Source organism: Halalkalibacillus halophilus DSM 18494, assembly GCF_000423105.1.
Lineage (GTDB): Bacteria > Bacillota > Bacilli > Bacillales > Alkalibacillaceae > Halalkalibacillus > Halalkalibacillus halophilus.
In genome coordinates, this window is the sequence record NZ_AUHI01000012.1 from 54263 (window position 1) to 81167 (window position 26905).

Genomic DNA, 26905 nt, shown 5'->3' on the forward strand with positions numbered 1-26905 from the left:
AAGGAGGTATTCGTATGGCAGTTTCCATTCAATGTAAATATTGCAGGCAGTCGATTGGATATATCGATGACGAGCGGCATATCACTTCTTATTTTGAACAAGAAGAGCATTCTTCATCTGAATGGATGGAATTGCTTGAACATAAATCGAACGGAGAATATATCATGAAACTTACCTGTGAGTACTGTGAAGATACATTAGCACAGAATCCAGAACTTCATGAAAACGATCATTTTATTCATTAAACGCTTTGGTTCAGTGCCAAGGCTTATTTGTATTTGTTCCAACAAAGGACATTTATTCATCAAATGATTGTATGAAAAGGGAAGATCGAACGATAAGGGGAGAAACAACTTGAGAAGCTTAAAAGATTATTTAGCACTGCAGGATGATTTCACACATATCTTTCACGGAATTGAAAATGGAATGAAAGAGCAGTTAGTTTCTGGGCTAACGAATATTTCTCGCACCCTGCTAGCCTCTGTCTTGCATGAGGCCACCAAAAGACCTGTGATGTATGTAACTCACCAGCTTTCTCAAGCGCAAAAGGTGTATGAAGACATGGTTGCGGTTGCAGAAGAAGAGCACGATGTGAAAATGTATCCAGTAAACGAGTTATTAGCAACAGAAATGGCAGCCGCTTCACCTGAATTAAAGGCAGAGAGAATTGAAGTTTTACAATCGTGGCGTGATCAACAAAAAGGAGTCTTAATTGTTCCAGTTGCGGCCTTGAAACGATTGTTACCTCCACTTGAATCGGACCATGAAATGGAATTGGTTATACAAGCTGGTAAAGAATATTCATTTGAAGATACACTTGCTAAGTTAGTGTCCATTGGCTATAAGATGGTAGATATGGTAAATGCGCCAGGTGAAATGAGTCGGCGCGGGGGTATTGTTGATGTCTATCCATTAACAGAAGAAAGGCCAATTCGTATAGAGTGGTTTGATGACGAAGTAGAATCCATTCGGTATTTTGATCCGGAGCATCAACGCTCTTTGGAGGAGTTAAAGCAAGCGAACTTTGTTGCTGCAGAGGAATTCGTCTTTTCAAAAAAAGAAGAACAAGAAGTCGCTGAGATTTTACAGGAGCGGTTAGACCAACGCTTGAAAAGCATTAGTAGTTTAGAAGACCGGGAGCAACTACAAGAAAAAGTTGGTTATGATATCGAGCGATTAAGACAAGGAGAAAATTTTAACGGCGTCTATCAATACTTAAGTTTGTTCTACCCGAAAGCTCATAGTTTAGTAGATTATTTTAGTGAGAATGGTGTCATTGTTTTAGATGAAATGAGTCGAATTGGAGAATCTGCTGAACGTTTGGATTCGGATGAACAAAATTGGTATGCAGATATGATTGAATCCAATTCTATATTGCCTGATTTACGCTTGTCCTTTACATGGAATGAAGTTCTTCAAAAAATGAAACAGCCAAAAATATACTTGTCGTTATTCTTACGCCATATTCCAAACACGAACCCGGATAACATTGTGAATATTGCTAGTAGACAAATGCAACAATTTCATGGTCAAATGAACCTTTTGAAAAATGAAATGGACCGCTGGAATACAAATAATTATTCCGTGATGATTATTGCTAAGAATGAAGAACGACGGAAGCATGTAGAGCATGTGCTGGATGATTATGACATGGTGGCATACCCTCGTAAACATGTCACTCTTCCTGTCGCTGACCCAGTTATTGTCACAGGCGAGTTAAATGAAGGGTTTGAAATGCCTAGCATCCGGCTTGCTGTTATTACAGAAGAGGAATTGTTTAAGAAACAACTTCCAAAAAAGCGTAAGAAACAAAATATTTCAAACGCGGAACGAATTAAAAGTTACCAAGAATTAACCGTCAGTGATTATGTTGTACACACCAATCACGGAATCGGAAAATATATCGGAATTGAAACGTTAGCAGTTGACGACGTCCATAAAGATTTTATGGTTATTCGTTATTCTGGTAACGATAAACTATTTGTACCTGTTGAACAGATTGATCAAGTACAAAAGTATGTAGGGGCTGAAGGTAAAGAACCGAAGCTTTATAAACTTGGTGGCTCTGAGTGGAAGAAAGTGAAGTCTAGGGTTCAAAAATCTGTAGAAGATATTGCAGATGATCTGATTAAGCTTTACGCAGAAAGAGAAGCGTCAAAAGGCCATGCGTATGAAAAAGATTCAGATATGCAGCAAGAGTTTGAAGCGTCTTTCCCATATGAAGAAACAGCTGATCAATTAAGGTGTATTGAAGAGATTAAAGCGGACATGGAACGAGAGCGCCCAATGGACCGTTTGTTATGTGGCGATGTTGGTTATGGAAAGACGGAAGTAGCAATCCGTGCAGCGTTCAAAGCAATTGTCGATAATAAACAAGTTGCTTTGTTAGTTCCAACTACTATCCTAGCACAACAGCACTTTGAAACAATTCAAGAAAGATTTCAGGCGTTTGGAATCAATGTTGGATTATTAAGTCGGTTCCGTACGCCGAAACAACAAAAGCAAACAATTGATGATTTGCGCAAGGGTCTAGTAGATATAGTTATTGGTACCCATCGTGTGTTATCGAAGGATGTACAATTTAAAGATTTAGGTTTATTAGTTGTCGATGAAGAACAACGATTCGGTGTGAAACATAAAGAAAGAATCAAACAATTGAAAGCGAATGTAGATGTCTTAACGCTTACAGCAACACCAATTCCACGTACGCTGCATATGTCGATGATGGGTGTAAGGGACTTGTCAGTAATTGAGACACCACCTGAAAACCGTTTTCCAATTCAAACGTATGTGGTTGAATATAACCCTGCTTTTATACGAGAAGCAATTGAACGTGAAATGGCACGAGGTGGTCAAGTATTCTTCTTGTATAATCGTGTTGATCGAATTGACCGTGTCGCTGCAGAAATCGATGAGTTAGTAGAAGATGCGAGGGTTGCGTTTGCTCATGGACAAATGAATGAACGTCAATTAGAAAATATTATGTTGGACTTTTTAGAAGGTAATTTTGACGTATTAGTTAGCACCACCATTATCGAAACAGGGGTAGATATTCCGAATGTTAATACGTTGGTTGTTAATGATGCCGATAAAATGGGATTAAGTCAGTTGTACCAATTGCGCGGAAGAGTAGGAAGGTCTAACCGCTTAGCTTATGCCTATTTTACACACCAAACGAATAAAGTGTTATCTGAGGTTGCAGAGAAGCGGTTAGAAGCAATTAAAGAATTTACGGAGCTTGGTTCTGGTTTTAAAATTGCCATGAGAGACCTTTCGATCCGGGGGACAGGTAATTTATTAGGTACGGAACAACATGGGTTTATAGATTCTGTAGGATTTGATTTGTATTCTCAGATGTTAAACGAAGCAGTTCAAGCGAAGCAAGAAGGCAAGACATATGAGGAATCTAAGCCATTTGAAGTAGAGATGACATTATCTTTAGATGCTTATATCCCAAGTGATTATATAGAAGATGAAGCCCAGAAGATTCAAATGTATAAACGAATTCAAGCAATGGAAGCAGTAGAAGAAATTTTTGATTTGAAAGATGAGTTACTTGACCGGTTTGGCCCGTACCCTAAAGAGGTGGAAGAATTACTCCAAGTTGCAAGAATTCGCTTAATGGCTAAGCAAGAAAAAGTAGAGAGTATCTTTGAGAAAAAACAAAAGATTGAACTTATGATGGAGGAATCAGAAAGCCAGCGCGTAGATGGTTCAGAGTTGTTCATGATTGCAAATGAATATGGGCGTATGATCCAACTAGGTACAGAAGGTAGTCAGCTGAAGATTACGATTCAGTTCAGAAAAGAAACAAAGCATGAACGCTACGAAATGGTTGAAGAATTTTTATCTAAGTTAGCTAATGTGAAAAATAAAGTAGAACATGTATAGATTTCACATGTTGCTTCATACTACCAATATCAGGCTGTGAAAATTAGCCTTGTAGGTACTAGTACATCTTAGAAGGTGGGGATTACAAAGTATGAAAGCAACAGGAATTGTGAGAAGAATTGATGATTTAGGAAGGGTGGTCATTCCTAAAGAAATAAGAAGAACTTTACGAATACGAGAGGGAGACCCATTGGAAATATTCGTTGATCGTGAAGGAGAAGTAATTTTAAAGAAGTATTCTCCCATAAACGAGTTGAGCGAGTTTGCACTGGAATACGCCCAGTCTTTATTCGATGCTACAGGACATAAGGTTTTGATTTCTGATCGTGATGCTTATGTAGCTGTTGCGGGAGGGTCGAAGAAAGAATACTTACAAAAGCAAGTGGGAAGTATGATTGAAGAGGCAATGTCCTCTCGAAAATCAAAAGTGGAAAGAAATCCTTACAAACTCGAACTGGTGGATGGCAAAGAAGATGAATTAAACGCCTTCATCATCCAACCAATTGTATCTAATGGAGACCCAGTTGGATGTATCGTCATGTTCTCTTTAAATGATTCTTTAACAGAAGTAGAAGAAAAAGTATGTGAAACTGCTGCACTATTTTTGGCAAGACAAATGGAATAGAAAGCATGATTTTTATAAATGAAAAAGCTCCCTATGCTATAATGGTTGCAAGACTAATAAGGTAGGGTGCTTTATACTATGGGCAAGAATCAGGATTGGATTAAGGGCACCGTATGGATTGCAGTAGCTGCGTTCATCGGGAAGGTTTTAGGATTAATTTATCGAATACCTTTACAAAATATCGCTGGGGACGAAGGTCTTTATATATATCAGCAAATTTATCCGATCCTTTCTCTTGCCTTGTTGCTTTCTATTTATAGCTTGCCTAGTGCGACAGCTCAGCTATTAGGAAGTCAAACAAAGGATCCTCAGGTGCGTAGAGCTTACGTGTCTGTGGTTTTTTATTTATACATAAGTTTAGGTGTTTTAGCGTGGGTTCTATTATTTTTTGCAGCACCTCTTTTATCAACTTGGATGGGTGATGAAGCTCTAACTTTACCAATTCGTATGAGTAGCTTCATGTTTCTTCTCATTCCGATTACAGCTACATTAAGAGGTTACTTTCAAAGTGAACAGCGAACCGATTTAATCGCTATTTCTCAAGTGGTCGAACAATTAATTAGGGTGCTGATCATCATTGCGACAACCGTAGCTGTTGCTAGTTTTGGGATGTCTTTATACATGATTGGTGTTTACGCAAGTATGGCGACTGTCTGCGGAAGCGTAGTGGCGAGTGTCCTATTGTTTGTGTGGTTCAAAGGGATGAAACAAGAAGCGGGTTCTGTAGCTGTAAAAGCCGATTATAGAAAAATGTTTCCGGTGCTATTCAAAGCTGCGATTGTATTTAGTTTTATTCATATATTACATTTACTGTTGCAAGCAGTAGATGTCTTCACGATGATTCATATGTTGCAAAGTTGGGGGGCATCATTAGAGGAGGCGCGGTTTTTAAAAGGGGTTTATGATCGCGGGAACCCATTAATTCAACTAGGGTTAGTGTTTGGAACTGCGATTGCTTTCGCTCTAGTACCTTCTCTAAATGAAACTGTTGAGAAGGAAGGTATTAAAGAGGAAGAACGGAATTTTGCTGTTAAATTAACCGCGTTTATTTCCTTACAAGCTACAGTTGGGTTAGTGGCAATCATGCCTTATTTAAATCCCTTATTTTACAAATCGGACGATGCTACACTTGTTCTCCAAGTAATGGTAACGACAATCCTTCCATTATCGCTTGTCATTACTATCTCCGTGATTTTACAGCAACAAGGAAAGAAATTAGTTCAATTATGGTGGCTACTAATTTGGATAAGTTTAAAGGTACTTCTAAACCTTCTACTTCTCCCAATCTACGGTATAATGGGTGCAAGTATCGCATCGATTACTGCTTCTATCGCTTTACTCGGTATTTACTTTTGGGTGTGGTCAACGATTTCCCCATCAAAAGTTGCATGGAGCTATATTTTCAAATTAGTCACCTCTAGCATTGTAATGCTAAGTCTGGTGCTTTTAGCTGGAGAGTCGATTGTGTGGGTGATCGGTGAAGCGAATAGATTACAGCTATCTATCATTATAACAATCCAAGTTCTTATAGGAATCGCTGTCGTACTTCTTTGCATGTTTTATTGGAAAATTTGGAGCAAGGAAGAGCTAGACCGCCTATGGAGCATGGTTCCGAATAAAGTAAAGAAACGTTTATCACGTGCTAATGGGAAGGGGCTTTAAAATGAGTACAATCCGTGTCATTGGACTAGGTACAAGTACCATCGATCAATTGCCACTCGGTGTATATAAAGAAATAACGCGTATAGATGGGCCGGTGTATACACGTACTTTATACCACCCTGTAGTGCAATCACTACAAAGTGAAGGTGTTATATTTCAGAGCTTTGATGAAGTTTATGAGGAGAATGAAGCTTTCGGATCTGTTTATGAGACGATTGCAGAGCGATTGATAAAAGAAGCGGAGTCGGGGGATGTATTATATACTGTTCCCGGTCACCCGATGGTCGCAGAACGTACTGTACAATTACTCTTGGAACAAAAAACAAATGAAATGAAAGTAGAGATTGCTGGTGGACAAAGTTTCTTAGATGCAATGTTTACTGCATTAGAGATCGATCCGATTGAAGGGTTTCAATTAGTGGATGGAACCGCCTTACAACAGGAAAGTTTGCATTTAAAAAGTCATATATTAATCGGACAAGTATATGATCAAATGGTTGCTTCGGATGTGAAGCTAACTTTATTAGAAGAGCTTCCACACGATCACCCAGTTACAATTGTTGATGCAGCTGGGAGTGAAAAAGAGAATATTCAAACCGTAGCATTACATGAAATAGATCATGATTTTTCCTTTAGTAACTTAGCAACGTTGTATGTTGCTCCAGTTGAAGATGAACTACTGCATCATCATTTTGGAGTTCTCCGTGAAGTAATTGCAACATTACGCGGTCCTAACGGTTGTCCGTGGGATCGGAAACAAACCCATGAAACACTCCGGAAATATTTAATTGAAGAAGCGTACGAAGTTATTGAAGCGATCGAGGCGGGAGATGACGACCACCTTGCTGATGAACTTGGAGATTTGTTACTTCAAGTCATGCTTCATAGTCAAATTGCCGAGGGAGATGGGTTCTTCACAGTAGATGATGTCATCCGAAATATTACAGACAAGATGATCGAGCGTCATCCCCATGTATTTGCTGAAGTAAACGTGGAGACATCAGAGGACGTAGTAACCAATTGGGAAGCTATTAAACAACAAGGAAAACCTAAGCAAGATTCTGTACTAAACGATCGAAATAGAAGTCTTCCTAGATTACTTTACGCAGAAGAGATCCAAAAAAAGGTTGCTAAAGTAGGGTTTGACTGGAAAGAAGAAGCATCTACCGTGGAGAAATTAGAAGAAGAAATAAAGGAATTTCAAGAAGCGGTGGCGAATTTATCTAAAGAAGAGATGGAAAAGGAATATGGAGATATTCTTTTCACTGCAGTGAATATAGCTAGGCATTATAAAATCAATCCAGAAATTGCGCTAAATCGTACCTGTGAAACGTTCGTAAAACGTTTTCAGCTAGTGGAACAAGCTTTCTTGGAACGGGAAGATCAGTTAGAGGAAGCATCTTTAGAAGAGCTAGAACGTGTTTGGCAAACAATCAAAGAGCAAGTTAAATAAAGGGGGATGTATCATGCGTCTGGATAAGTTTTTAAAAATTTCTCGATTAATTAAACGACGTACCGTGGCGAAGGAAGTTGCAAGTCAAGGTAGAGTTTATATAAATAACCAAGCAGTAAAAGCATCACATGATTTAAAGGTAGGCGATGAAATCATGATTCAGTTTGGAAACAAAAAGCTAACGATTCGGGTGGAGTCGTTGCAAGAACAAATTAGAAAAGATGAAACGTCGCGCTTATACACCGTTTTAAAAGAAGAGAAAATAGAGTCTGAGTCCTTTTAGTAGCATGAAAATTTCCTTTCTATCATAGATTGATGGTAGAGGGAGGAATGGACATGCAAGCTAATCAAATGTATAGCAGTGGTACGCGTGAGCAAACAAGAGAACATCAATTGAAACTAGTGAATCGAAAGAAGTTAGAAATTACGGGTGTAGAAGATGTGGATAGTTTTGATACAGAAGAATTCTTATTAAAAACTACCCAAGGGTACCTAATTGTACGGGGGCATAATTTACACATGAAGAACCTCAATGTAGATGAGGGGCTACTCACGATTCAAGGAAAGATAGATGGTTTTCAGTATTTAGATGATCATCAAAAAGAGCAAGCTAAAGGGTTATTTAGCAAGTTGTTTAAATGACACTAGCAACTCAGTGGCTTTCTTTATTAGCAATGATTAGTGGTGGAATTGGGACAGCTCTTGTGTTTAATACGTATAGCCATTTATTTCGCTCCAAAAACACAACACATCAAATGATCACTGATCCTATGGTGGTCATTGTGCTGTCCTTTTTTAGTTACTACCTGTTGTATATGGTTAATGGCGGAATTATACGCTTTTATTTAGTAGTCGCCTTTCTTTTAGGAATAACCATTTACTATGCTATGTTTGAAAAAGTTTATTTAAGGGTATTAGACCGGGTAGTGGTATTTGTAAAAAAGATTTGGTATGGTATACTCAAATTATCGAATATTATGATTATTAAACCGTTAATCTGGATTAGTATTGGTCTATTAGTACTTATACGCTTTTTCATCCTAACCATTTGGAAAGTTTTTAGATTTGTAATTTTAGTTTTATTTAAAATAATTCGACCTTTCATCCCAAGTATTGTTCGCAGGCATGTTCAGAGTGTTTACATGAAATGCCGTACTAGTGTAAACTTGTGGAAGAGAAAACTTATTATGTTATGGAGGAGGATCAAGAATGCGAAGAAGTGAGCGGCGCGAGAAAAAAGTGACGAAGCTAGATTCCAATTATGTGAAACAACAAGAATATTACATAGCTAGACAAGCTCGCGAGAAGAAATTGTTAATTCGTCGCTTAGCTGCGTTTGCAATCATCTTTACATTTATTATAGGATCCTTGTCTATCTTTCACTTCCAACAACGAAGTGCATATAATGATCAACAGCAAGAGTACCAACAGCTAGAAGAAGACTTACAAGTTTACCAAAGTGAACAATCGAGCTTGGAAAGAGAAATCGAGTTATTAAATGACGTCGATTACTTATTACAGATTGCCCGTAAGGATTATTTCTTCTCGAAAGAAGGCGAAGTAATTTTTACTTTGCCAGATGAAGAGCCTTCTTATTGACACTCTTTCCTAAGCTTATATATAATAAGATAGAATATACTTTTTATAATTTTAAGGAGGAGCATTACTTTTATGTCAGTTGAAGTAGGCAGCAAGTTGCGTGGTAAGGTTACCCGCATAACGAACTTTGGAGCATTTGTTCAGTTACCGGATGGTGCAACAGGATTGGTTCACATCAGTGAGGTAGCAAATAAGTATGTAAAAGATATTAACGAACACCTTGCCGTTGGAGATGAAGTAGACGTTAAAGTGCTTAACGTTGAAGACAATGGTAAAATTGGTTTGTCTATTAAAAAGGCAAACGAAAGATTCGAAAAGCAAGAAGAAAAGAAACGTACAGAAAACTTCGAAACACAAATGAGTAAGTTTTTAAAAGATAGTGAAGAAAAAATGTCTACACTTAAAAAGCATACTGAATCGCGTCGTGGAGGCGGAGGTGCCAAGCGGGGCTAATCTTGCTGTCTATGAGGAAGCGGATCTAATAAAATAATGTTATACAAACGAAGCGTGACGTAGCGCTTCGTTTTTTTATGTTTTTTAGAAGTTCGTGAAGAGGAGGGTGTTGGGGATCAGCGCGGCTTAAAAATCAGTGCACAGCAAGCCTCCACATAGAGCTGCTCCACTGGTTTTATCCACAAAACTATAGGTATATCCAGAAATCTCACCTCTTATCCACGAGTATTTTTATATATCCAGAAAAGTCGGGAACATATCCAGAAATTGCAAACTTATATCCACAAATCATTGGCTTTATCCACAAATCTACCGATATATCCAGATATCGCGAAGCCCCCCTTTTATAAAACATTTTGCTCTTCTAACAACTTTATAAATGCGTCCACTTGTGGCAGGGTTTCGACTCCCTCGGAATAGATGAGAGATGTTTTTCGACTTAAGTGTTCATCTATTTTCGTGCCTTGTCCTTCCTCTAAACAAATGGATGGCAAAATGGAATAACCTATACCGCTCAGTGCTAATTGTTTACACGTTTCTAGTTGATCAACGGTGATGGTTCGGCTAGGTGGTTTTGAAAACGTTTGTAACCACCACGCTTGTACTTCTTCATAATAATTAGATTGACTACGAAATTGAATGAATGGTTGGTCTAAATTTTCTAACTCATCCACATAATCAGCTCCTACTAAATAAAAGGAATCTGAAAACAAATGTCGCTCTACCCCTTGCCAGAACACTTCTCCGCGAACGATGCCAATGTGAAAATCTCCCTTCACGACATCACTGGTCCACCCAGTCGTTAGTTCAATTTTAACTTCTGGAAAATCTTGAACGTATTTTTTTAAGATACTTGGCAACCAATACTGGGCGATGGTCGAGGATACTGCAAGTTTCAAGCTACCATTTATAGTTTCCCTGTCGAGCAAGCTTTCTTTCACTCGCTCTAATTGATTCTCCTGTTGTTTTACATATTCAATAACAACCTCCCCTGCAGGAGTGATCGTCAATCCTTTTTGAGACCTTAAGAACAAAACACGATCCCATTTGGCTTCTACTGTTTTGAGACGTTGGCTTAATGCAGATTGGGAGATAAATAACCTTTCAGAGGCCCGTCTCATGTTTAAATCTTCACTAAGAACGATCAAAAGTTCTTCATCTGTTAATTTCATTATCTCACCACACTATAAGATTTTCTTATCTAAATATATCATAAAATTGAAATTAACTTATTGAAAGACTCTTGCTATGATTAAAGTAGAGGTGATTGTAGTGGAGTATTTGATTATATTTTGCATTGGTTTACTAGCAACTACGATTGGAACGATTGCTGGAAGCGGTGGGCTGATTAGTTTACCTGCGATGTTAACTTTAGGGATGCCAGTTCATTCAGCGATTGGTGCGAATAAAGTTTCGAATACATTCAGTTCGTTTTCGAGTTTTTATTTAGTCTATCGGTTGAAAAAAATCACGTTCCACGAGGCCTTTAAAATAGTTCCAATTTCCATTGTAGGAGGAGTTACAGGAGGGCTTGTAGCTACTAGTATTTCAGAGAATATGATGTATCGAGTGGCGATCGGCTTATTATTATTTGCTTTTATAGCTTCTTTTTTCGGTAAGGGGAGCTTCACTGAAGATACTAAATTTAAGTTGAATAAAAAAAGATTTTCCATATTATATGCGATTGGGATCTATGACGGAATGTTTGGCCCTGGCCAAGGTACGCTTATGATGCACTATTTTTCATTCATAAAAATTTCTTATATGAAATCTATTGGGCTTGCACGTGCTGCTACTTTTTCAAGTTGCTTTGGCGCTGCATTGAGTTATATTGCTGCAGGGGATATCTTATGGGGTCTTACAATTTGCTTACTTTTTGGTTCATTAACTGGAGCTCAGGTAGGTGTAAGGTTGGCATCTAGGATAAAAAAAGAACAAGTGAAACCTATCTTACGGATTGTTACAGCAGCTTTCATCGTTTATTTATTATTTACACTATAGAAGGTTCGATTAATCCTGAGATTCATTAGATTCACGATAAAAAAAACGATTGGCATCATGCCAATCGCTTTTTCCTATTAGTGACCCGTACGGGATTCGAACCCGTGTTACCGCCGTGAAAGGGCGGTGTCTTAACCACTTGACCAACGGGCCTAGAGGAATATCGTATGTAGATTTTGTTCTATATACTTTTTTAAAAAGTGGCGGTGGAGGGGATCGAACCCCCGACCTCACGGGTATGAACCGTACGCTCTCGCCAGCTGAGCTACACCGCCAAACATTGTAAGTGCTAAGTAAGCACAAAAATTATAGTACAACAGGATTTGATCTCTGTCAACAATTTTTGAAGAGATGGTTAAGTTAATCCTTTTTCATATAGAAAGTGAACTTACAAAAGTCGCCTTATGGATGAACTACACAAGAAAAGTAAAGCGTCTCTTTGTATGGAAAAAAGAGTCGAAGGATTTCCCTGGTATGTGTGCTTCTTTTGACAAAAAAATCTCTTAATCTATGGTTCAATGCTAGTAGAAAGGGGCGCGGTAATACATGCTACGTTTACTAGAATGGAATCAACCACGGCTGCAAAGGTTTTCGAATATGAAGGACAAGTATTCTCAATTTGCATTAGAAACCCTATTTCAAAAAGGGGGACTATTAATTATAATTAGTTTCTTTTTGGGGAGAGCAGTAATTTTAACAGAGTTATCTCCCTTCGCTATCGCGTTTTTAGCAGCTGTGCTTCTAAAGCAAAAGAGTGTTGCTTTTTATGTGTTACTTAGTGCGTTTTTAGGAGCACTCACTTTTAGTGGTTCGCAAGGGGGATATGTGTTTTTATCTATGTTTTTGCTTGTAGTTGGGTTTAAACAGTTTTACCGAAAGGATCGTTTGACGAATAAAGTTCTTGCTATTTTATTATTTTTTTCTATTGCCCTAGGTAAGTTTACCGTTGAGAGCGTAACAGCTACGATCATGCCTTATGATGTTGCGCTAATTGTATTAGAAGCAAGTCTAGGCGTATTTTTATTCCATGTATTTATGCAAACATATCCTTTTTTGCAAACTTCCTATCCACGACACAAAGTGAAAATGGAAGAAGTTATTTGTGGAATTATTCTTGCAACTGCTGTTTTAACAGGCTTAGTAGGAATTACGGTTCAAGGACTTTCCTTGGAACTGATTGGTGCGAATTATTTTATTTTAATGTGCGCTTTAATTGCTGGGGCAACAGTTGGATCGGCTGTGGGGGTCATTGTCGGTTTAATGTTAAGTCTCGTAAGTACTATTCATTTGTATCAAGTTAGTTTATTGGCACTAGCTGGGCTGTTAGGCGGTTTATTAAAAGATATGAAGCGCGTGGGGGTAGTAGCAGGTTTGATGCTTGCAACTTTACTAATCGGGTTATACCACGTAGATGCGCTAGCTTTGGAACAATTACTGCTTCAGTCAGCCGTTGCTGCGCTTATGTTTTTAATTACTCCGAAGTCTTGGGTGAAGCAAATTGCTAAATTGGTCCCTGGTACAGAAGAAGCAAAAGAAGAGAATGAACAGTATTTACAAAAGGTAAGAGATGCAACAGCCGATCGTGTCGAAAAGTTCTCAGATATGTTCGCAGCCATTTCTCATAGTTTTTCCTATCTTGACCAACCGAGCAAACCTGTTGATCCCAACGTGGAAGTGGATGAATATTTAAGTAGAGTAACGGAAAAAACCTGTCAAACCTGTTTCAAGAAGCAAGAGTGCTGGGTGAATCAATTTGACCGAACATATTCTTCCTTACAACATACGTTACAAGCAATGGATGATAATCAGTCTTCTGATGTAAATTTTCAAATTGCGAAGTTGCGAAAATTTTGTGTGAAAACAGATCAGGTAGTAGATCAAATGCGATATGAACTATCGTATTTCAGAGCGAATAAACGTTTGAAGCAGCAAGTAAAAGAGAGTAGAAGGTTTGTAGCAAATCAGTTGAATGGTGTTTCTGAGGTCATGCAAAGCTTTGCAAAAGAAGTGGTCAAGGAGCGACAGGAATATTTCCTACAAGAGCAAGCAATTAGAGAGATGCTCAAGCAACAACGGTTAAATTTAGAGCATTTAGAATTGTTTTCGATCGACCAAGGAAACGTGGATGTGGAAATCACCTTATATCTACAAGAAGATCGAGGAGAAGCAGAGAAAATTATTGCCCCGTTATTATCCGATTTATTAGAAGAAACAGTTGTGGTGGATTGTAAAACGGATGGGGAGCGGAAAGATGGCTATTATACATTTAATTTTAGTTCGATTAAACGCTATCAACTAGAAACAGCCGTTGCTATTGCTGCTAAGAAAGGAAACTTTTTATCTGGGGATAGTTATATGCTTTTAGAGCTTGGAAAAAGTAGATTTGTGTTAGCGATTAGTGATGGGATGGGGAATGGAGAAAGAGCGTACCAAGAAAGTTCTGAAACATTGCACCTCCTACACCAAATTTTGCAATCTGGAATAAATGAGCAAGTCGCCCTTCAATCTATTAATTCCATTTTATCTTTACGTACAGCTGATGAGATCTATTCTACGCTTGACCTAGCGATGATCGATCTTCAAAAGCCGTCAGTAAAATTTTTGAAAATAGGTTCTATGGCTAGCTTTATTCTAAGAAGGGGAGTTGTGCTATCCGTAGAAGCGAGCAATTTGCCAATCGGAATTGTTGAGGAATTTGATGTCGAACCTGTTTATGAAGAACTTCAGGATGAAGATATATTAGTGATGATTAGTGATGGGATTTTAGAATCTACTAGTTGGTATGAAAACGGAGAAGCGTGGTTAAAACGAAAGCTTCGAAGCTTTGAAACAGATGATCCACAAGAAATAGCTGATTTATTACTAGAAGAATGCGTACGATTAAATAATGGAGAAATTGAAGATGACATGACGGTTTTAGTTAGTAAAATTGAACGAAGTAAAGCAAAATGGGCCTCTTTCTCTCCGAATTATTTAGAACATGTATAGCATGAATTGAAATGGTTAAGAATGGTTACCAATCAAAGGAGGCGTTCTTGATGAAAAAAGGAACTGTGAAGCAAATCCTATTAATTACAGATGGGTGTTCTAACCAAGGGGAAGACCCAGTAGCAATAAGTTCGCACATTTCTAACAAAGGTGTGTCAGTTAACGTTATTGGTGTATTAGAAGATATGCAGTCAGAGGATCCGGTTGGGTTAACAGAAGTGAATGATATTGCTTATGCCGGTGGAGGGGTAAGTCGTATAGTCTACGCGGAAGAACTTGCAGAGACTGTTCAAATGGTAACAAAGCAAGCGATGAACCAAACGATTCAACAGTTTGTAAATGAGGAGCTACAACAGATATTTGGAAAAGGTTCTGATACAGAATCTCTCCCGCCAGAAACAAGGGGAGAGGTCAATGAAGTGATGGAGGAATTAGGGGAGTCTTGTAACTTAAACGTATTACTCTTAGTAGATACAAGTGCAAGTATGCAAAACAAAATGCCAGCTGTAAAAGAAGCTTTAGAAGACTTGATGTTAAGTTTAGAAGCTCGAAATGGGGCATTCCAATATGCGTTATACCAGTTTCCTGCTAAAAGAAAAGTAGTGAATCAACTTCTTGATTGGACAGCTGATGCCTCCCTAATCCATAAGGCATTTCCTAAAATCACAGCTGGTGGCATTACTCCTACAGGAACAGCATTACATGAAGTCTCAAAACTATTCCATGCAAACATGCCGGTTGCACTAGATGAAGGAGAGGTAGAAGATGGACCTCGACCAACTTTCCGTTCCTCTTAAAAAAGGAACTCAGATTAAGGGGAAGTGGAATCACCAGACCTATATTATTGATCGAAAATTAGGGCAGGGTGCGAGGGGAACGACCTATTTAGCCTTTCATAACCATAAGCGAATGGCGTTGAAGATTAGTAAAGATCCTTCCGTTGTATCAAAGGAGTCGTATATTTTAAAGCAGATCAACAAGGTCCAAGGCATGAAGCTTGGACCTTATTTATTCGATGTAGATGATTGTTTATTCAATGATGGCACCAATTATGCTTTTTATACAATGGAATGGGTTCAAGGGGATTCTGTTCATCAACTTTTAAAAAACAAGTTTCCCTTTAACCTTTCTAACATTGCGAAGCAGTTACTCGAACAATTACATGAGCTGCACAAACTAGGTTATGTATATGGGGATTTGAAGCTTGAAAATATCTTATTAGAATCTACATCACAAAATGTTAGTTTAGTTGATGTCGGTGGGGTGACTAAATTCGGTCGGTCGGTGCGAGAGTACAGTCCGGTGTATGATCGTGGGTATTGGAAAAAAGGTTCTAGAAAATCAGAAGAAAGCTATGATTTATTTTCGTTAGCTATTTGTTTATTACAATTAGCCAATTCAGGTCTGTTTGATTCTGCAGTAAAAAGAAAAGACTTAGCGCACTATTTCTCACGTTCTACAATTCCTAAACCATTTTTAACTTTACTAAAGCAGGTTACAGAGGGAAAATATACGCGCGCTAACCAAGTGATTGTGGCTTGGGAACAGGCAGAAAGAAGATTAAAGACACATAGGCATGTAGAAAACGTATCAGGAAGGTTCAAAGAGATTGGGATTCTATCCACTTTTGTAGGGGTGAATGGGTTATTATTATGGTTATTGTTATAAAGGGCGGCTAGTATTTTCACTTAGGAAAAAAGTGGGATATAAACAATAACGCAGCAACTAACCGACATACAAAGTGGTATAAATTGAACCAAAAAGGCCAGAAGTGGTACGATAAAAGATACTCTCGTGTGAAGGTTGTGTGTTGAAATGAAAGACGTCGTAGAGGATTTTCTTCAAGAGAAAAACCTGGTAACTCCCAAAGACCATCTAGTCATCGCCGTTTCTGGTGGTGTAGATTCGATGGTTTTATTACATATTCTATCGGAATTGCGGACGACGTTGAACATTGAGTTAAGTGTCGTCACTATTGACCATCAGCTGCGCGAGGATTCTTCTAAAGATAGTTTAATGGTTAAAGAAGAAGCGGAAAAATTAGGAGTCCACACTGTGATTGAAACCGTTGATGTTGTAAGTAGAAAAGAAAGAGATAAGATTGGAACGCAAGAAGCGGCTAGAGACCTTCGTTACGAGGTCTTGCTCCGGCATGCTTCTAAGCACTCAGAAAGCAAAGTCGTCTTAGCTCATCACGGAGATGATCAGATTGAGACAATGTTCATGCAATTAACTAAAGGTATTAAACCAATTGGTATGACGGCGATACAAACCCGCGCAAGCGTACCAATCATTCGCCCGCTATTAGGTGTGGCTAAAGCGGAAATTATAGCATATGCAGCTCACAACAATATTTGCTACCGAGAAGACCCATCTAATAAAAGTGAAACCTATACTCGTAATCGATTCCGTAAACATTTGCTACCATTTGTTAAAGAAGAGAACCCTAATCTTCAAAAAGGCATTCAACTCGTTCAAGAACAAATGACGGAGGATGAAGCCTTCCTACAGCAGATTGCAGGAGAAGAATTAGAGGAGATTGCGACGTTTTGTGAACAAAAAGTTACGATTCCAATTAATTCATTTCTTAAGCTTTCTCAACCTTTACAAAGAAGGGGCTTTCATCTAATATTAAACTATCTTAGTGTAAACAAATTGATGAAAAAGGATTACTTCCCGGCAGTAGTGGAGTGGTTGGTTTCGAACCAGCCGAACAGTACATATGTGTTAGGGGATTCATGGGAAGTTGTTAAAGCTTATGATCAATTTTCTATTAGAAAAAGACAGGCACCAAAATCAGGATACGAAATTCCTTTAAAAAACAACGAAGAAATATACCTTCCGAATGGTGGGAAAGTACTGTTAGAAATGAATGGTTCCTTGGATTATAGGGAGGGTACGCATTCTGTATATTGTGATTCAAGTCACATAGATTTCCCATTGTATGTACGTAGTAGGAAACCGGGAGATCGCATTCGACCGTTAGGGTTAGGTGGCAGCAAAAAAGTGAAAGATCTATTTATAGATTATAAAATACCATCCGAGTTCCGGGAAGAGTGGCCAATTATTACAGATGCTAGTGGAACGATTCTCTGGGTTCCTAAGCTTTGTAAAAGCGAATTAATATCAAGTGAACCATTAATAGATAAGCATTTATTGGTAAAGATAACTATAGACTATTAGGAGGATCATTCGATCATGCATGATGAGATCAAAGAGGTTTTGTATTCCGAAGAAGAAATCCAAAAGAAAATTCAAGAGCTAGGTAAACAGATTACAGAAGACTTCGACGGTAAGTTTCCACTAGCAATAGGAGTATTAAAAGGTGCAATGCCGTTTATGAGTGATTTAATCAAGCGGATCGATACACATATCGAGCTTGATTTCATGGATGTATCAAGCTATGGAGGCGGTATGGAGTCCTCGGGCGAAGTTAAAATCGTCAAAGACTTGAATACACAAGTTAAAGGAAGAGACTTATTAATTATTGAAGATATCATTGATAGCGGACTTACATTAAATTATTTAGTCGATCTATTTAAATATCGTCAGGCGAAATCAATTACGATTGTAACGCTATTGGACAAGCCTTCTGGTCGAAAAGGTAATGTGTTTGCTGATGTAGTTGGTTTTGAGGTTCCTGACAGCTTTGTAGTTGGTTATGGATTGGATTTCCAAGAGAAATACCGTAATTTGCCGTATATCGGTGTTTTAAAACCGGAAATTTATTCTTAACAAAGATGAAATTTCATATTGATAACTAATAGAAGAAATACGAGGAAATTATATGAATGTTACAAGAATAGAATTATTAAGTAGAGCGATTAGCTGACACTTTTCAGTTGTAGTCTGAAAAAAATATATGGTAGTATAGCTTTAGTTTTGTCGTTCAGGAGGAGGTAAGTAATGAGTCGGGTGTTCCGTAATACAATATTTTACGTAATTATATTTTTAGTTGTTATTGCGATTATTGGTATGTTCAATGATCCGAGTCCAGATACAGACCAACTAAATTATCAAGAGTTTAGAAATGCCCTTGAGGGTGATCAAATTGAAGATATGACTCTCCAATATACGAATTATGCCTATGAGGCAAGAGGGCAATATGTATCAAGTGAAACAGGAAGTGTAGAAGACTTCCGCGCAGATGTCCCTGATAACCAAGATATTATTAATGAAATAGTAGACTTAGGTGGAGACCAGTTCAATATTGAACCTGCCGAAGAGCCGAGTGCTTGGGCTAGATTCTTCACTACATTAATTCCATTTATTATTATCTTTATTTTATTCTTCTTCTTACTTAGCCAAATGCAAGGTGGCGGCGGTGGCGGCCGCATGATGAACTTTGGTAAGAGTAAGGCGAAGATGTATACAGAGGATAAGAAAGATACGAAGTTTAAAGACGTAGCTGGTGCAGATGAAGAGAAGCAAGAGCTCGTTGAAGTAGTTGATTTCTTGAAAGATCCTAGAAGATTCGCCGAATTAGGTGCACGTATTCCTAAAGGTGTCCTATTAGTGGGGCCTCCAGGTACAGGTAAAACATTACTTGCGAAGGCTGTTGCTGGTGAAGCAGGCGTTCCATTCTTCTCTATCAGTGGTTCTGACTTCGTTGAGATGTTTGTTGGTGTCGGTGCTTCACGTGTACGTGACTTATTTGAAAATGCGAAGAAAAATGCACCATGTATTGTATTTATTGATGAGATCGACGCAGTTGGACGTCAGCGTGGTGCTGGTGTTGGTGGTGGACACGATGAACGTGAACAAACACTTAACCAGTTGCTAGTTGAAATGGATGGTTTCGGTGCAAACGAAGGAATTATTATGATCGCTGCAACGAACCGCCCAGATATTCTAGACCCAGCGTTATTACGTCCTGGACGTTTTGACCGTCAAATTCCGGTTAATACACCAGATGTGAAGGGTCGTCAAGAAGTATTAGCAGTACATGCGAAGAATAAACCACTTGGTGAAACGGTAGATCTGAAAACAATTGCCATGCGTACACCAGGTTTCTCAGGTGCAGACCTTGAGAACTTATTAAACGAAGCAGCACTTGTTGCGGCAAGAACAGATACAAAATATATCGAAATGCAACACGTAGATGAAGCGATTGATCGTGTTATTGCAGGTCCATCGAAGAAGAGCCGTGTCATTTCCGAAAAAGAGAAAAACATCGTTGCGTATCACGAAAGTGGTCACACAGTCATCGGTGTAGTTCTAGACGAAGCGGATATGGTGCATAAAGTAACCATCGTTCCAAGGGGTCAAGCTGGCGGTTATGCTGTCATGCTTCCAAGGGAAGATCGTTACTTCCAAACGAAGCCTGAATTACTTGATAAAATCACTGGATTGCTTGGTGGTCGTGTAGCCGAAGAGGTTATTTTCGGTGAAGTAAGTACAGGTGCTCATAATGACTTCCAACGTGCAACAGGTATTGCTCGTAAGATGGTAATGGAATTCGGTATGAGTGATAAACTAGGACCACTCCAATTTGGTAGTTCTGGTGGCCAAGTATTCTTAGGTAAAGACATTCAAAATGAACCGAACTATAGTGATCAAATTGCTTATATCATTGATCAAGAAGTACAAGAAATTATTAAAACTTGTTATGCTCGCGCGAAAGATATCTTAACGGAGCATAAGGAGCAGTTGGAATTAATTGCACAGACATTGTTAGAGGTTGAAACTTTAGATGCAGAACAGATAAAAGGACTTTTCGAAGATGGAGAGCTTCCTGAACCGACGTATCCTAAAGAAGACTTAAACCCGACTAGTTTTGAAGAAGCAGAAAAAGAAGAAGCTGCTGACGAAAAAGACGATGATGATGTGAAAGTTAATATCCAAGCAAAAGAAGAACAAGACGATCAAGCCGAAGAAGATCAACCGTCCAAAGACGAAGATCAAGATGATTCGGAAGATCCACAAAACAAAAAAGACTAATAACGGATAGGCTGGGACAAAAGTGTCTGTAGTCATGAATATCCCGAACAAAGCAAATGAAAAGCGGATGAAATAGACGGAGACTCCTGTGGGAAATAGAGCTCAGGTGAGACCCCGGAATGCTTAGCATGAGGAGGCTCACCGGCTCCCCACGGAAAGCGCAGTCTATTTCAGGAGCGAGGTAGTCGCACCGCATTTCATTGTTCGGATTTTCATGCTAGCACTTTGAATTGTCCCAGCTTTTTTGTGCAGAATGAAAATTTTCTTTCTCCGTTATAGAACAATAAACATTACAGCACAAAAATTTCGACATATATGATATGATTTACGGTGTAAATATGGATATATTAAATTATAAATGTAGAAATAGATATAGAAATGGTGTGAAGCTATGATTTTCGTATTAGATGTGGGAAATACTAACACGGTACTTGGGGTATTTGATGACGGGAAACTAACGTATCAATGGCGTGTCGCTACAGACCGGTATAAAACAGAAGATGAATACGCGATGCAGGTCAAGGCATTGTTAAATCATCATGGATTACAATTTGAGGATTTTCATGATGCCATTATCTCCTCTGTTGTTCCTCCCATTATGTACGCATTAGAAAAAATGTGTGAACACTACTTCCATTTGAACCCAATGATTGTTGGGTCGAAAGAAGTAAATAGCTTTTTGAGAATGGAGTACCCATACCCTAAGGAAATTGGTGCGGACCGAATCGTAAATGCGGTCGGCGGCATTAAGCAGTATGGTTCACCTTTAGTCATTATTGATTTCGGTACGGCAACTACTTATTGTTATATTAATGAAGAGGGAGCTTATGTTGGGGGTGCCATCGCCCCTGGTGTTAACATTTCTACAGAAGCATTATATACGAAAGCTGCGAAACTACCACGAATAGAAATAACGCGACCAGAAAACGTTGTCGGTCAATCTACTGTCGAAGCTATGCAATCAGGTATTTTCTTCGGTTATGTAGGTCAAGTAGACGAAGTAGTTAGGAAAATGAAGGCACAATCAAATAAACAGCCAACGGTCATCGCAACAGGTGGCCTGGCTAAATTAATCGGCAAAGGGTCAGAAACGATTGATGTTGTGGACCCTGAGCTTACCTTAAAGGGATTATATGAAATATATCAATTAAACAAAGAAACGGGTGAAAGTAATGAGTGATTATTTAATAAAAGCAACTGCTTTTAATGGGCAGGTTCGTGCGTATGCAATACAGTCAACGGATTTGGTGAATGAAGCATGTAGAAGGCAAGATACTTGGCCTACTGCATCTGCAGCCTTGGGTCGTTCCCTAACTGTCTCTGCTATGATGGGTGCGATGTTAAAAGGGGAAGATCAGATCACTGTTAAAATAGAAGGAAATGGTCCGATGGGCGCAATAATTACGGATAGTAATGCAAACGGGGATGTACGTGGGTATGTAAAAAATCCACACGTAGATTTTGAATCCAATGATCAGAACAAATTGGATGTTAAACGTGCGGTTGGAACAGAAGGAACGCTAAGTGTGGTGAAGGATTTAGGACTTAAAAACAACTTCACTGGCCAAGTGCCGATTGTATCTGGAGAAGTAAGTGAAGACTTCACGTATTACTTTGTTTCATCAGAGCAGGTTCCATCCGCTGTAGGTGCGGGAGTACTGGTCGATACGGATTATTCGATAGCTGCTGCGGGTGGATTTATTTTGCAAATGCTGCCTGGCGCGGAAGAAGAAACGATCACACATGTGGAAGAAAAGCTCGGGAAAGTTCCAGCCATTTCTACACTTATTCAACAAGGAAAAACTCCGGAAGATATTTTAGGGATTTTCTTTGAAGGGGAAGAGTGGCACGTCCTTGAACAACAAGATGTTAGATATCAATGTAAGTGCTCTAAAGACCGTGTAGCACAAGCGATTTCTTCTTTAGGTAATGAAGAAATTGATTCTATGATTGAAGAAGATGGTGGGGCAGAAGCAACTTGCCACTTTTGTAACGAAGTATACGATCTTTCTGCAAAGGAACTTGAGTTGTTAAAGCAGAACTAATGGGGGAATAAAAGGATGACGAGACATACTTCACATGTTCAATCTCTATTGCACGACTCCAACCGAACGATTGTAATGGGAATCATTAACACAACACCAGATTCCTTTTCGGATGGAGGTAAATTTATCGAAACAGATGCTGCTGTTCGGCAGGCTAAAAAGCTTGTTGCCGAAGGGGCGGACCTATTAGATATCGGTGGAGAGTCGACTCGTCCTGGTCATATACCCGTAACGGAAGAGGAAGAAGTAGCTCGAGTTGCTCCGGTCATTGAGGCTATTTTAAAAGAAGTAGATGTTCCAATTTCCATAGATACCTACAAATCCGGAACAGCCGAAGCCGCTCTTACTTCTGGAGCATCTGTCATTAATGATGTATGGGGTGCTCAGAAAGATTCTAAAATTGTGGAAGTAGCTAAAGCGCATGATGCGCCAATCATTCTTATGCATAACGAAGAAGCTCCAAACTATGATGATTTAATCGAAGACATGAAAACAAGGTTAAATAAAAGTGTGCAAGTAGCAAAACAAGCAGGTTTGAATGACAACCAAATTATATTAGACCCCGGAATTGGTTTCGGCAAAACACATGAGCAAAATCTGCTCGCTATGCGAAGATTACACGAGTTGCAAACGATGAAGTACCCTCTGTTATTAGGGACATCCCGTAAATCAATTGTAGGTAAAGCGCTGGACCTTCCTGTTGAAGAACGACTAGAAGGTACATTAGCAACTTTATGTTTCGGTATTTCTCAAGGCGTGAAGCTTGTTCGTGTACACGATGTGAAGGAAGCAAAACGCACCGTGACAATGATGGATCAAATGATGGGGAAAGGGGTTCGATCAAATGGATAAGATTTTATTAAAAGGACTTATGTTTTATGGTTATCATGGGTTATATCCAGAAGAAAATAAATTGGGTCAGCGATTTAACGTTGATCTAGAATTGCGTGCAGACTTAATGATGCCAGGGAAAACAGATGATATGGAAGATAGCATACATTACGGTGCAGCATATGAAGTTGTGAAAAAGATTGTCGAAGGTGAGCCGAAGAATCTGCTTGAAGCTTTAGCTGACGATATTGCAGAAGCAATGTTCCAACGATTTGAACAATTAGAGTCTATAAAGGTCCATGTCGATAAACCAGGTCCGCCAATCCCCGGTTATTATGACTCCGTTGCAATTGAGATTGTTAGGGAGCGTCACGATTATGATTAATGTTTACATTGCCTTGGGTTCTAATATAGAACCCAAGGACACATACTTAGATCAAGCAATTCAGCAACTGGACGATCATGAGCAAATTGAAGTTCATCAACAATCATCAAAATATCGGACGAAGCCAGTGGGTTATACCGAGCAGGATTTATTTTTGAATATGGTTGTATTAATAAAAACCTCCTTGTCACCTGAGGCACTTTTAACCTATACTCAATCTATCGAGAACACCCTTGGAAGAGAGCGCCATATTAGGTTTGGGCCCCGTACAATTGACTTAGACATTTTACTTTTTGGGGATAAAGAGATACAATCAGAAATGCTTACCGTTCCTCACCCACGTATGACAGAACGAGCTTTTGTATTAATACCATTAAATGAAATAAATGATTCCATTGCGATTAACAATACATCGCTTCAAACACATATAGAACAACTAGATAAAGAAGATTTAGAGGGTATAGAAAAAATATAATCGGAATAACTCCATTAAATAAAGCGGAAACAAAATATTGTAATAGAGGTGAGAAGGCGTGTCAGAAGAAATCAATGATCAAATGCGAACAAGAATTGAAAAACTTGAAACGCTAAGAGAATCAGGAATAGATCCTTTTGGTGATAAATTTGTTCGCAGTCATTTAGCTCAGGATCTAAGCAATGCCTATGATCAGTATTCTAAAGAAGAATTAGAAGAAAAGGAATTGGAAACAAAAGTAACTTTAGCTGGTCGTTTAATGACGAAACGCGGTAAGGGTAAAGCTGGCTTTGCGCATATTCAGGATCTTTCTGGTCAGATTCAAATTTATGTTCGAAAAGACCGAATTGGTGAAGAGGCATATGAAATCTTCCAGTCTGCTGACTTAGGAGATATTGTCGGAATCACAGGCGTGATGTTTAAAACAAAAGTTGGAGAGCTTTCTGTAAAAGCTGACTCATTTGAGTTTTTAACAAAATCTTTACGACCATTACCAGAAAAATTTCATGGATTAAAAGATGTCGAACAGCGTTACCGTCAACGTTATCTTGATTTGATTACCAACATGGAAAGTAGAGAAACGTTTGTGTTGCGTAGTAAAATTATTCAGACGATGCGACGTTACCTTGACCAACAAGGATTCCTTGAGGTAGAAACACCAATGATGCATGCCATACCCGGGGGAGCTTCTGCTCGACCATTTGAAACACACCACAATGCACTCGACATACCATTATATATGCGTATTGCGATTGAACTACATTTAAAGCGTTTAATTGTAGGTGGTATGGAGAAAGTGTATGAAATTGGACGAGTGTTCCGTAATGAAGGTGTCTCTACTCGCCACAACCCAGAATTTACGATGATCGAACTTTATGAAGCATTCGCGGATTACCATGATATGATGGATCTAACCGAAAACGTAATTGCTCATATTGCTCAAGAAGTTCTAGGGGAGACGAAAGTAGTTTATGGAGAACAAACAGTAGACTTAGCTCCAAATTGGAAAAGATGGCATATGGCAGATGCAGTAAAAGAGTATACTGGTGTCGACTTCTTTGAGAATTTAAGTAATGAACAAGCGCATTCTCTAGCTAAAGAGCATGGTGTGAAAGTTGAGCCTAGTATGACTTTCGGGCATATCTTAAATGAATTTTTTGAACAAAAGGTAGAGGATCAATTAATTCAGCCGACATTTATTTATGGACATCCAGTGGAGATTTCACCATTAGCTAAGAAGAATCCAGAAGATGGACGTTTTACCGATCGTTTTGAATTATTTATAGTAGGAAGAGAATATGCAAATGCATTCTCTGAGTTGAATGATCCCATTGACCAGCGCCAACGTTTCGAAGCTCAAGTAAAAGAACGGGAAGCAGGAAATGATGAAGCGCATTTAATGGATGAAGACTTCTTAGAGTCATTGGAGTATGGAATGCCTCCAACAGGTGGACTAGGAATCGGAATTGATCGCCTTGTTATGTTATTAACAAATTCACCTTCGATCCGTGACGTACTTCTGTTTCCGCAGATGCGTAATCGCTCCTAATGTTATGTTTGTTTGAAAGCCTAGGTCGGTAATAATATACGGCCTAGGCTTTTTTTAAATATAAGATGGTGCCATAGAATACAGTTCTATGGTTTTTTTATACAAGTGAAAGTGATCATTGCGCTTGCCGTAAGAGGTTTGTGGATATACTGTTGCTTTTGTGGATATAGCTTTCTTTTTATGGATATATACGCAAGAATTCTGGATATAAAGAAGCTTTTCTGGATAACGGCCAAGTTCTCTTGTTTGAAAAGATGGTATACCTTATATAAGGACCTTAGTAGTTATTCATTCGTTTCCTTATATTACTAAAATATTAAACGCTTGTTTATTTTAAAATAGATAATGGGTAAACACCTTATAAGTTCAAGGTTTAGTAGATAAATGCTGGGAAGTTTTCAGAATATATTTATTTCAAATAAACTATTGTGTTATTCTATGAACCGTGGTAAATTATTAAACGTTGCGTTAAGAAATTACTGAGAGACGCAATAAAGGTTACACTAAAAAATATTCAAATATTGTTGACATTGAGCAACATTCTTGTTATATTTAAGAGGTCGCTGTTTTGAGGCGACACACCTTTTGAACCTTGAAAACTAAACAAAATAGCCTGTCGTCAATTCGTTTTCTTTCTATTAAATAGGAGAAAACATTGGCAACAAAAAAGAAACAAGCTAGCAAAGAGCTAATCAAACACTTTATATGGAGAGTTTGATCCTGGCTCAGGACGAACGCTGGCGGCGTGCCTAATACATGCAAGTCGAGCGCAGGAAGCAGACAGATCCCTTCGGGGTGACGTCTGTGGAATGAGCGGCGGACGGGTGAGTAACACGTGGGCAACCTGCCTGTAAGACTGGGATAACCCCGGGAAACCGGGGCTAATACCGGATAACATCAGGAACCTCCTGGTTCTTGAGTGAAAGATGGCCTTTGTGCTATCACTTACAGATGGGCCCGCGGCGCATTAGCTAGTTGGTAAGGTAATGGCTTACCAAGGCGACGATG

At 38.8% G+C, this 26905-nt stretch carries 24 protein-coding genes, 2 tRNA genes and 1 rRNA gene; 24 read left to right on the plus strand and 3 right to left on the minus strand.

The genetic code is table 11. The annotated features are described in order from the left end of the window. The first annotated feature begins 14 nt into the window (after positions 1-14). The 10 genes from G532_RS0108630 (at position 15) to G532_RS0108675 (ending at position 9683) form a co-directional block, all read left to right on the plus strand. A complete protein-coding gene (locus G532_RS0108630; RefSeq protein WP_027964450.1) occupies positions 15-245 on the plus strand; it encodes an anti-sigma-F factor Fin in 231 nt (76 codons plus the stop codon). Between the two features lie 109 nt (positions 246-354). Continuing rightward, the gene (mfd, locus tag G532_RS0108635; protein ID WP_027964451.1) at positions 355-3891 is read left to right on the plus strand and encodes a transcription-repair coupling factor; all 3537 of its coding nucleotides are present in this window, start codon (positions 355-357) and stop codon (positions 3889-3891) included. Positions 3892-3982: 91 nt separating this feature from the next. Then, the gene (gene spoVT / locus G532_RS0108640) at positions 3983-4516 is read left to right on the plus strand and encodes a stage V sporulation protein T (RefSeq protein WP_027964452.1); all 534 of its coding nucleotides are present in this window, start codon (positions 3983-3985) and stop codon (positions 4514-4516) included. A 78-nt stretch (positions 4517-4594) separates the two neighbouring features. After that, entirely contained in the window at positions 4595-6178 is a 1584-nt protein-coding gene (locus tag G532_RS0108645; protein ID WP_027964453.1) for a polysaccharide biosynthesis protein, read from the plus strand. 1 nt (position 6179) lies between these two features. Beyond that, positions 6180-7631 (plus strand): bifunctional methyltransferase/pyrophosphohydrolase YabN, encoded by a 1452-nt coding sequence (gene yabN, locus G532_RS0108650; protein ID WP_027964454.1) that lies wholly within the window; start codon positions 6180-6182, stop codon positions 7629-7631. A 13-nt stretch (positions 7632-7644) separates the two neighbouring features. Beyond that, entirely contained in the window at positions 7645-7914 is a 270-nt protein-coding gene (locus tag G532_RS0108655) for an RNA-binding S4 domain-containing protein (protein WP_027964455.1), read from the plus strand. Between the two features lie 53 nt (positions 7915-7967). Continuing rightward, positions 7968-8273 carry a sporulation protein YabP gene (gene yabP / locus G532_RS0108660; protein WP_027964456.1) on the plus strand — a complete coding sequence of 102 codons (306 nt, stop codon included), beginning with the start codon at positions 7968-7970 and terminating at the stop codon, positions 8271-8273. Further along, on the plus strand, positions 8270-8854 hold the full coding sequence (gene yabQ, locus G532_RS0108665; protein ID WP_027964457.1) for a spore cortex biosynthesis protein YabQ: 585 nt from the start codon (positions 8270-8272) through the stop codon (positions 8852-8854). Before yabP ends, yabQ begins: the two co-directional genes overlap by 4 nt. Next, positions 8841-9230 (plus strand): FtsB family cell division protein, encoded by a 390-nt coding sequence (locus tag G532_RS0108670; RefSeq protein ID WP_027964458.1) that lies wholly within the window; start codon positions 8841-8843, stop codon positions 9228-9230. The genes yabQ and G532_RS0108670 overlap by 14 nt, the downstream gene beginning before the upstream one ends. 72 nt (positions 9231-9302) lie before the next feature. Then, entirely contained in the window at positions 9303-9683 is a 381-nt protein-coding gene (locus tag G532_RS0108675; RefSeq protein WP_027964459.1) for a S1 domain-containing RNA-binding protein, read from the plus strand. A 344-nt stretch (positions 9684-10027) separates the two neighbouring features. Here the strand turns inward: G532_RS0108675 and G532_RS0108685 are convergent, their stop codons facing one another. Continuing rightward, entirely contained in the window at positions 10028-10855 is an 828-nt protein-coding gene (locus tag G532_RS0108685) for a LysR family transcriptional regulator (RefSeq protein ID WP_027964460.1), read from the minus strand. A 76-nt stretch (positions 10856-10931) separates the two neighbouring features. Here G532_RS0108685 and G532_RS0108690 point away from each other — a divergent pair, with 76 nt between their 5' ends. After that, entirely contained in the window at positions 10932-11684 is a 753-nt protein-coding gene (locus G532_RS0108690; RefSeq protein WP_342662658.1) for a sulfite exporter TauE/SafE family protein, read from the plus strand. Between the two features lie 81 nt (positions 11685-11765). On the opposite strand, the gene G532_RS0108695 is transcribed toward G532_RS0108690, so the two are convergent. Beyond that, a tRNA-Glu gene (locus G532_RS0108695) sits at positions 11766-11837 on the minus strand. Between the two features lie 48 nt (positions 11838-11885). Next, positions 11886-11959: transfer RNA gene (locus G532_RS0108700), tRNA-Met, on the minus strand. Between the two features lie 271 nt (positions 11960-12230). Between G532_RS0108700 and spoIIE the strand changes: the two genes are divergently transcribed. From spoIIE to G532_RS0108765, 13 genes are all read left to right on the plus strand, one after another. After that, the gene (gene spoIIE, locus G532_RS0108705; RefSeq protein ID WP_027964462.1) at positions 12231-14672 is read left to right on the plus strand and encodes a stage II sporulation protein E; all 2442 of its coding nucleotides are present in this window, start codon (positions 12231-12233) and stop codon (positions 14670-14672) included. A 50-nt stretch (positions 14673-14722) separates the two neighbouring features. Further along, a complete protein-coding gene (locus G532_RS15050) occupies positions 14723-15469 on the plus strand; it encodes a vWA domain-containing protein (RefSeq protein ID WP_084500649.1) in 747 nt (248 codons plus the stop codon). Then, positions 15438-16340: a protein kinase domain-containing protein gene (locus tag G532_RS15055; protein ID WP_051189120.1), complete on the plus strand. Its 903-nt coding sequence runs from the start codon at positions 15438-15440 to the stop codon at positions 16338-16340. Before G532_RS15050 ends, G532_RS15055 begins: the two co-directional genes overlap by 32 nt. Positions 16341-16487: 147 nt before the next feature. Beyond that, positions 16488-17855, plus strand: a complete 1368-nt coding sequence (gene tilS / locus G532_RS15060; protein ID WP_035512808.1) for a tRNA lysidine(34) synthetase TilS — start codon at positions 16488-16490, stop codon at positions 17853-17855. Positions 17856-17870: 15 nt separating this feature from the next. Then, positions 17871-18407, plus strand: a complete 537-nt coding sequence (gene hpt, locus G532_RS0108725) for a hypoxanthine phosphoribosyltransferase (RefSeq protein WP_027964463.1) — start codon at positions 17871-17873, stop codon at positions 18405-18407. Positions 18408-18578: 171 nt separating this feature from the next. Next, entirely contained in the window at positions 18579-20612 is a 2034-nt protein-coding gene (gene ftsH / locus G532_RS0108730) for an ATP-dependent zinc metalloprotease FtsH (RefSeq protein ID WP_027964464.1), read from the plus strand. 391 nt (positions 20613-21003) lie between these two features. Then, the gene (locus G532_RS0108735; RefSeq protein WP_027964465.1) at positions 21004-21792 is read left to right on the plus strand and encodes a type III pantothenate kinase; all 789 of its coding nucleotides are present in this window, start codon (positions 21004-21006) and stop codon (positions 21790-21792) included. Continuing rightward, positions 21785-22657 (plus strand): Hsp33 family molecular chaperone HslO, encoded by an 873-nt coding sequence (gene hslO, locus G532_RS0108740; protein ID WP_027964466.1) that lies wholly within the window; start codon positions 21785-21787, stop codon positions 22655-22657. The genes G532_RS0108735 and hslO overlap by 8 nt, the downstream gene beginning before the upstream one ends. Before the next feature lie 15 nt (positions 22658-22672). Beyond that, a complete protein-coding gene (folP, locus tag G532_RS0108745; protein WP_027964467.1) occupies positions 22673-23509 on the plus strand; it encodes a dihydropteroate synthase in 837 nt (278 codons plus the stop codon). Then, positions 23502-23873, plus strand: coding sequence for a dihydroneopterin aldolase (gene folB, locus G532_RS0108750; protein ID WP_027964468.1), 372 nt, complete (start codon positions 23502-23504; stop codon positions 23871-23873). The genes folP and folB overlap by 8 nt, the downstream gene beginning before the upstream one ends. Then, positions 23866-24348 carry a 2-amino-4-hydroxy-6-hydroxymethyldihydropteridine diphosphokinase gene (gene folK / locus G532_RS0108755; protein ID WP_027964469.1) on the plus strand — a complete coding sequence of 161 codons (483 nt, stop codon included), beginning with the start codon at positions 23866-23868 and terminating at the stop codon, positions 24346-24348. Before folB ends, folK begins: the two co-directional genes overlap by 8 nt. Positions 24349-24406: 58 nt before the next feature. After that, positions 24407-25897 carry a lysine--tRNA ligase gene (gene lysS / locus G532_RS0108760; protein WP_027964470.1) on the plus strand — a complete coding sequence of 497 codons (1491 nt, stop codon included), beginning with the start codon at positions 24407-24409 and terminating at the stop codon, positions 25895-25897. Between the two features lie 702 nt (positions 25898-26599). Further along, a 16S ribosomal RNA gene (locus tag G532_RS0108765) occupies positions 26600-26905 on the plus strand; the annotation flags it as partial.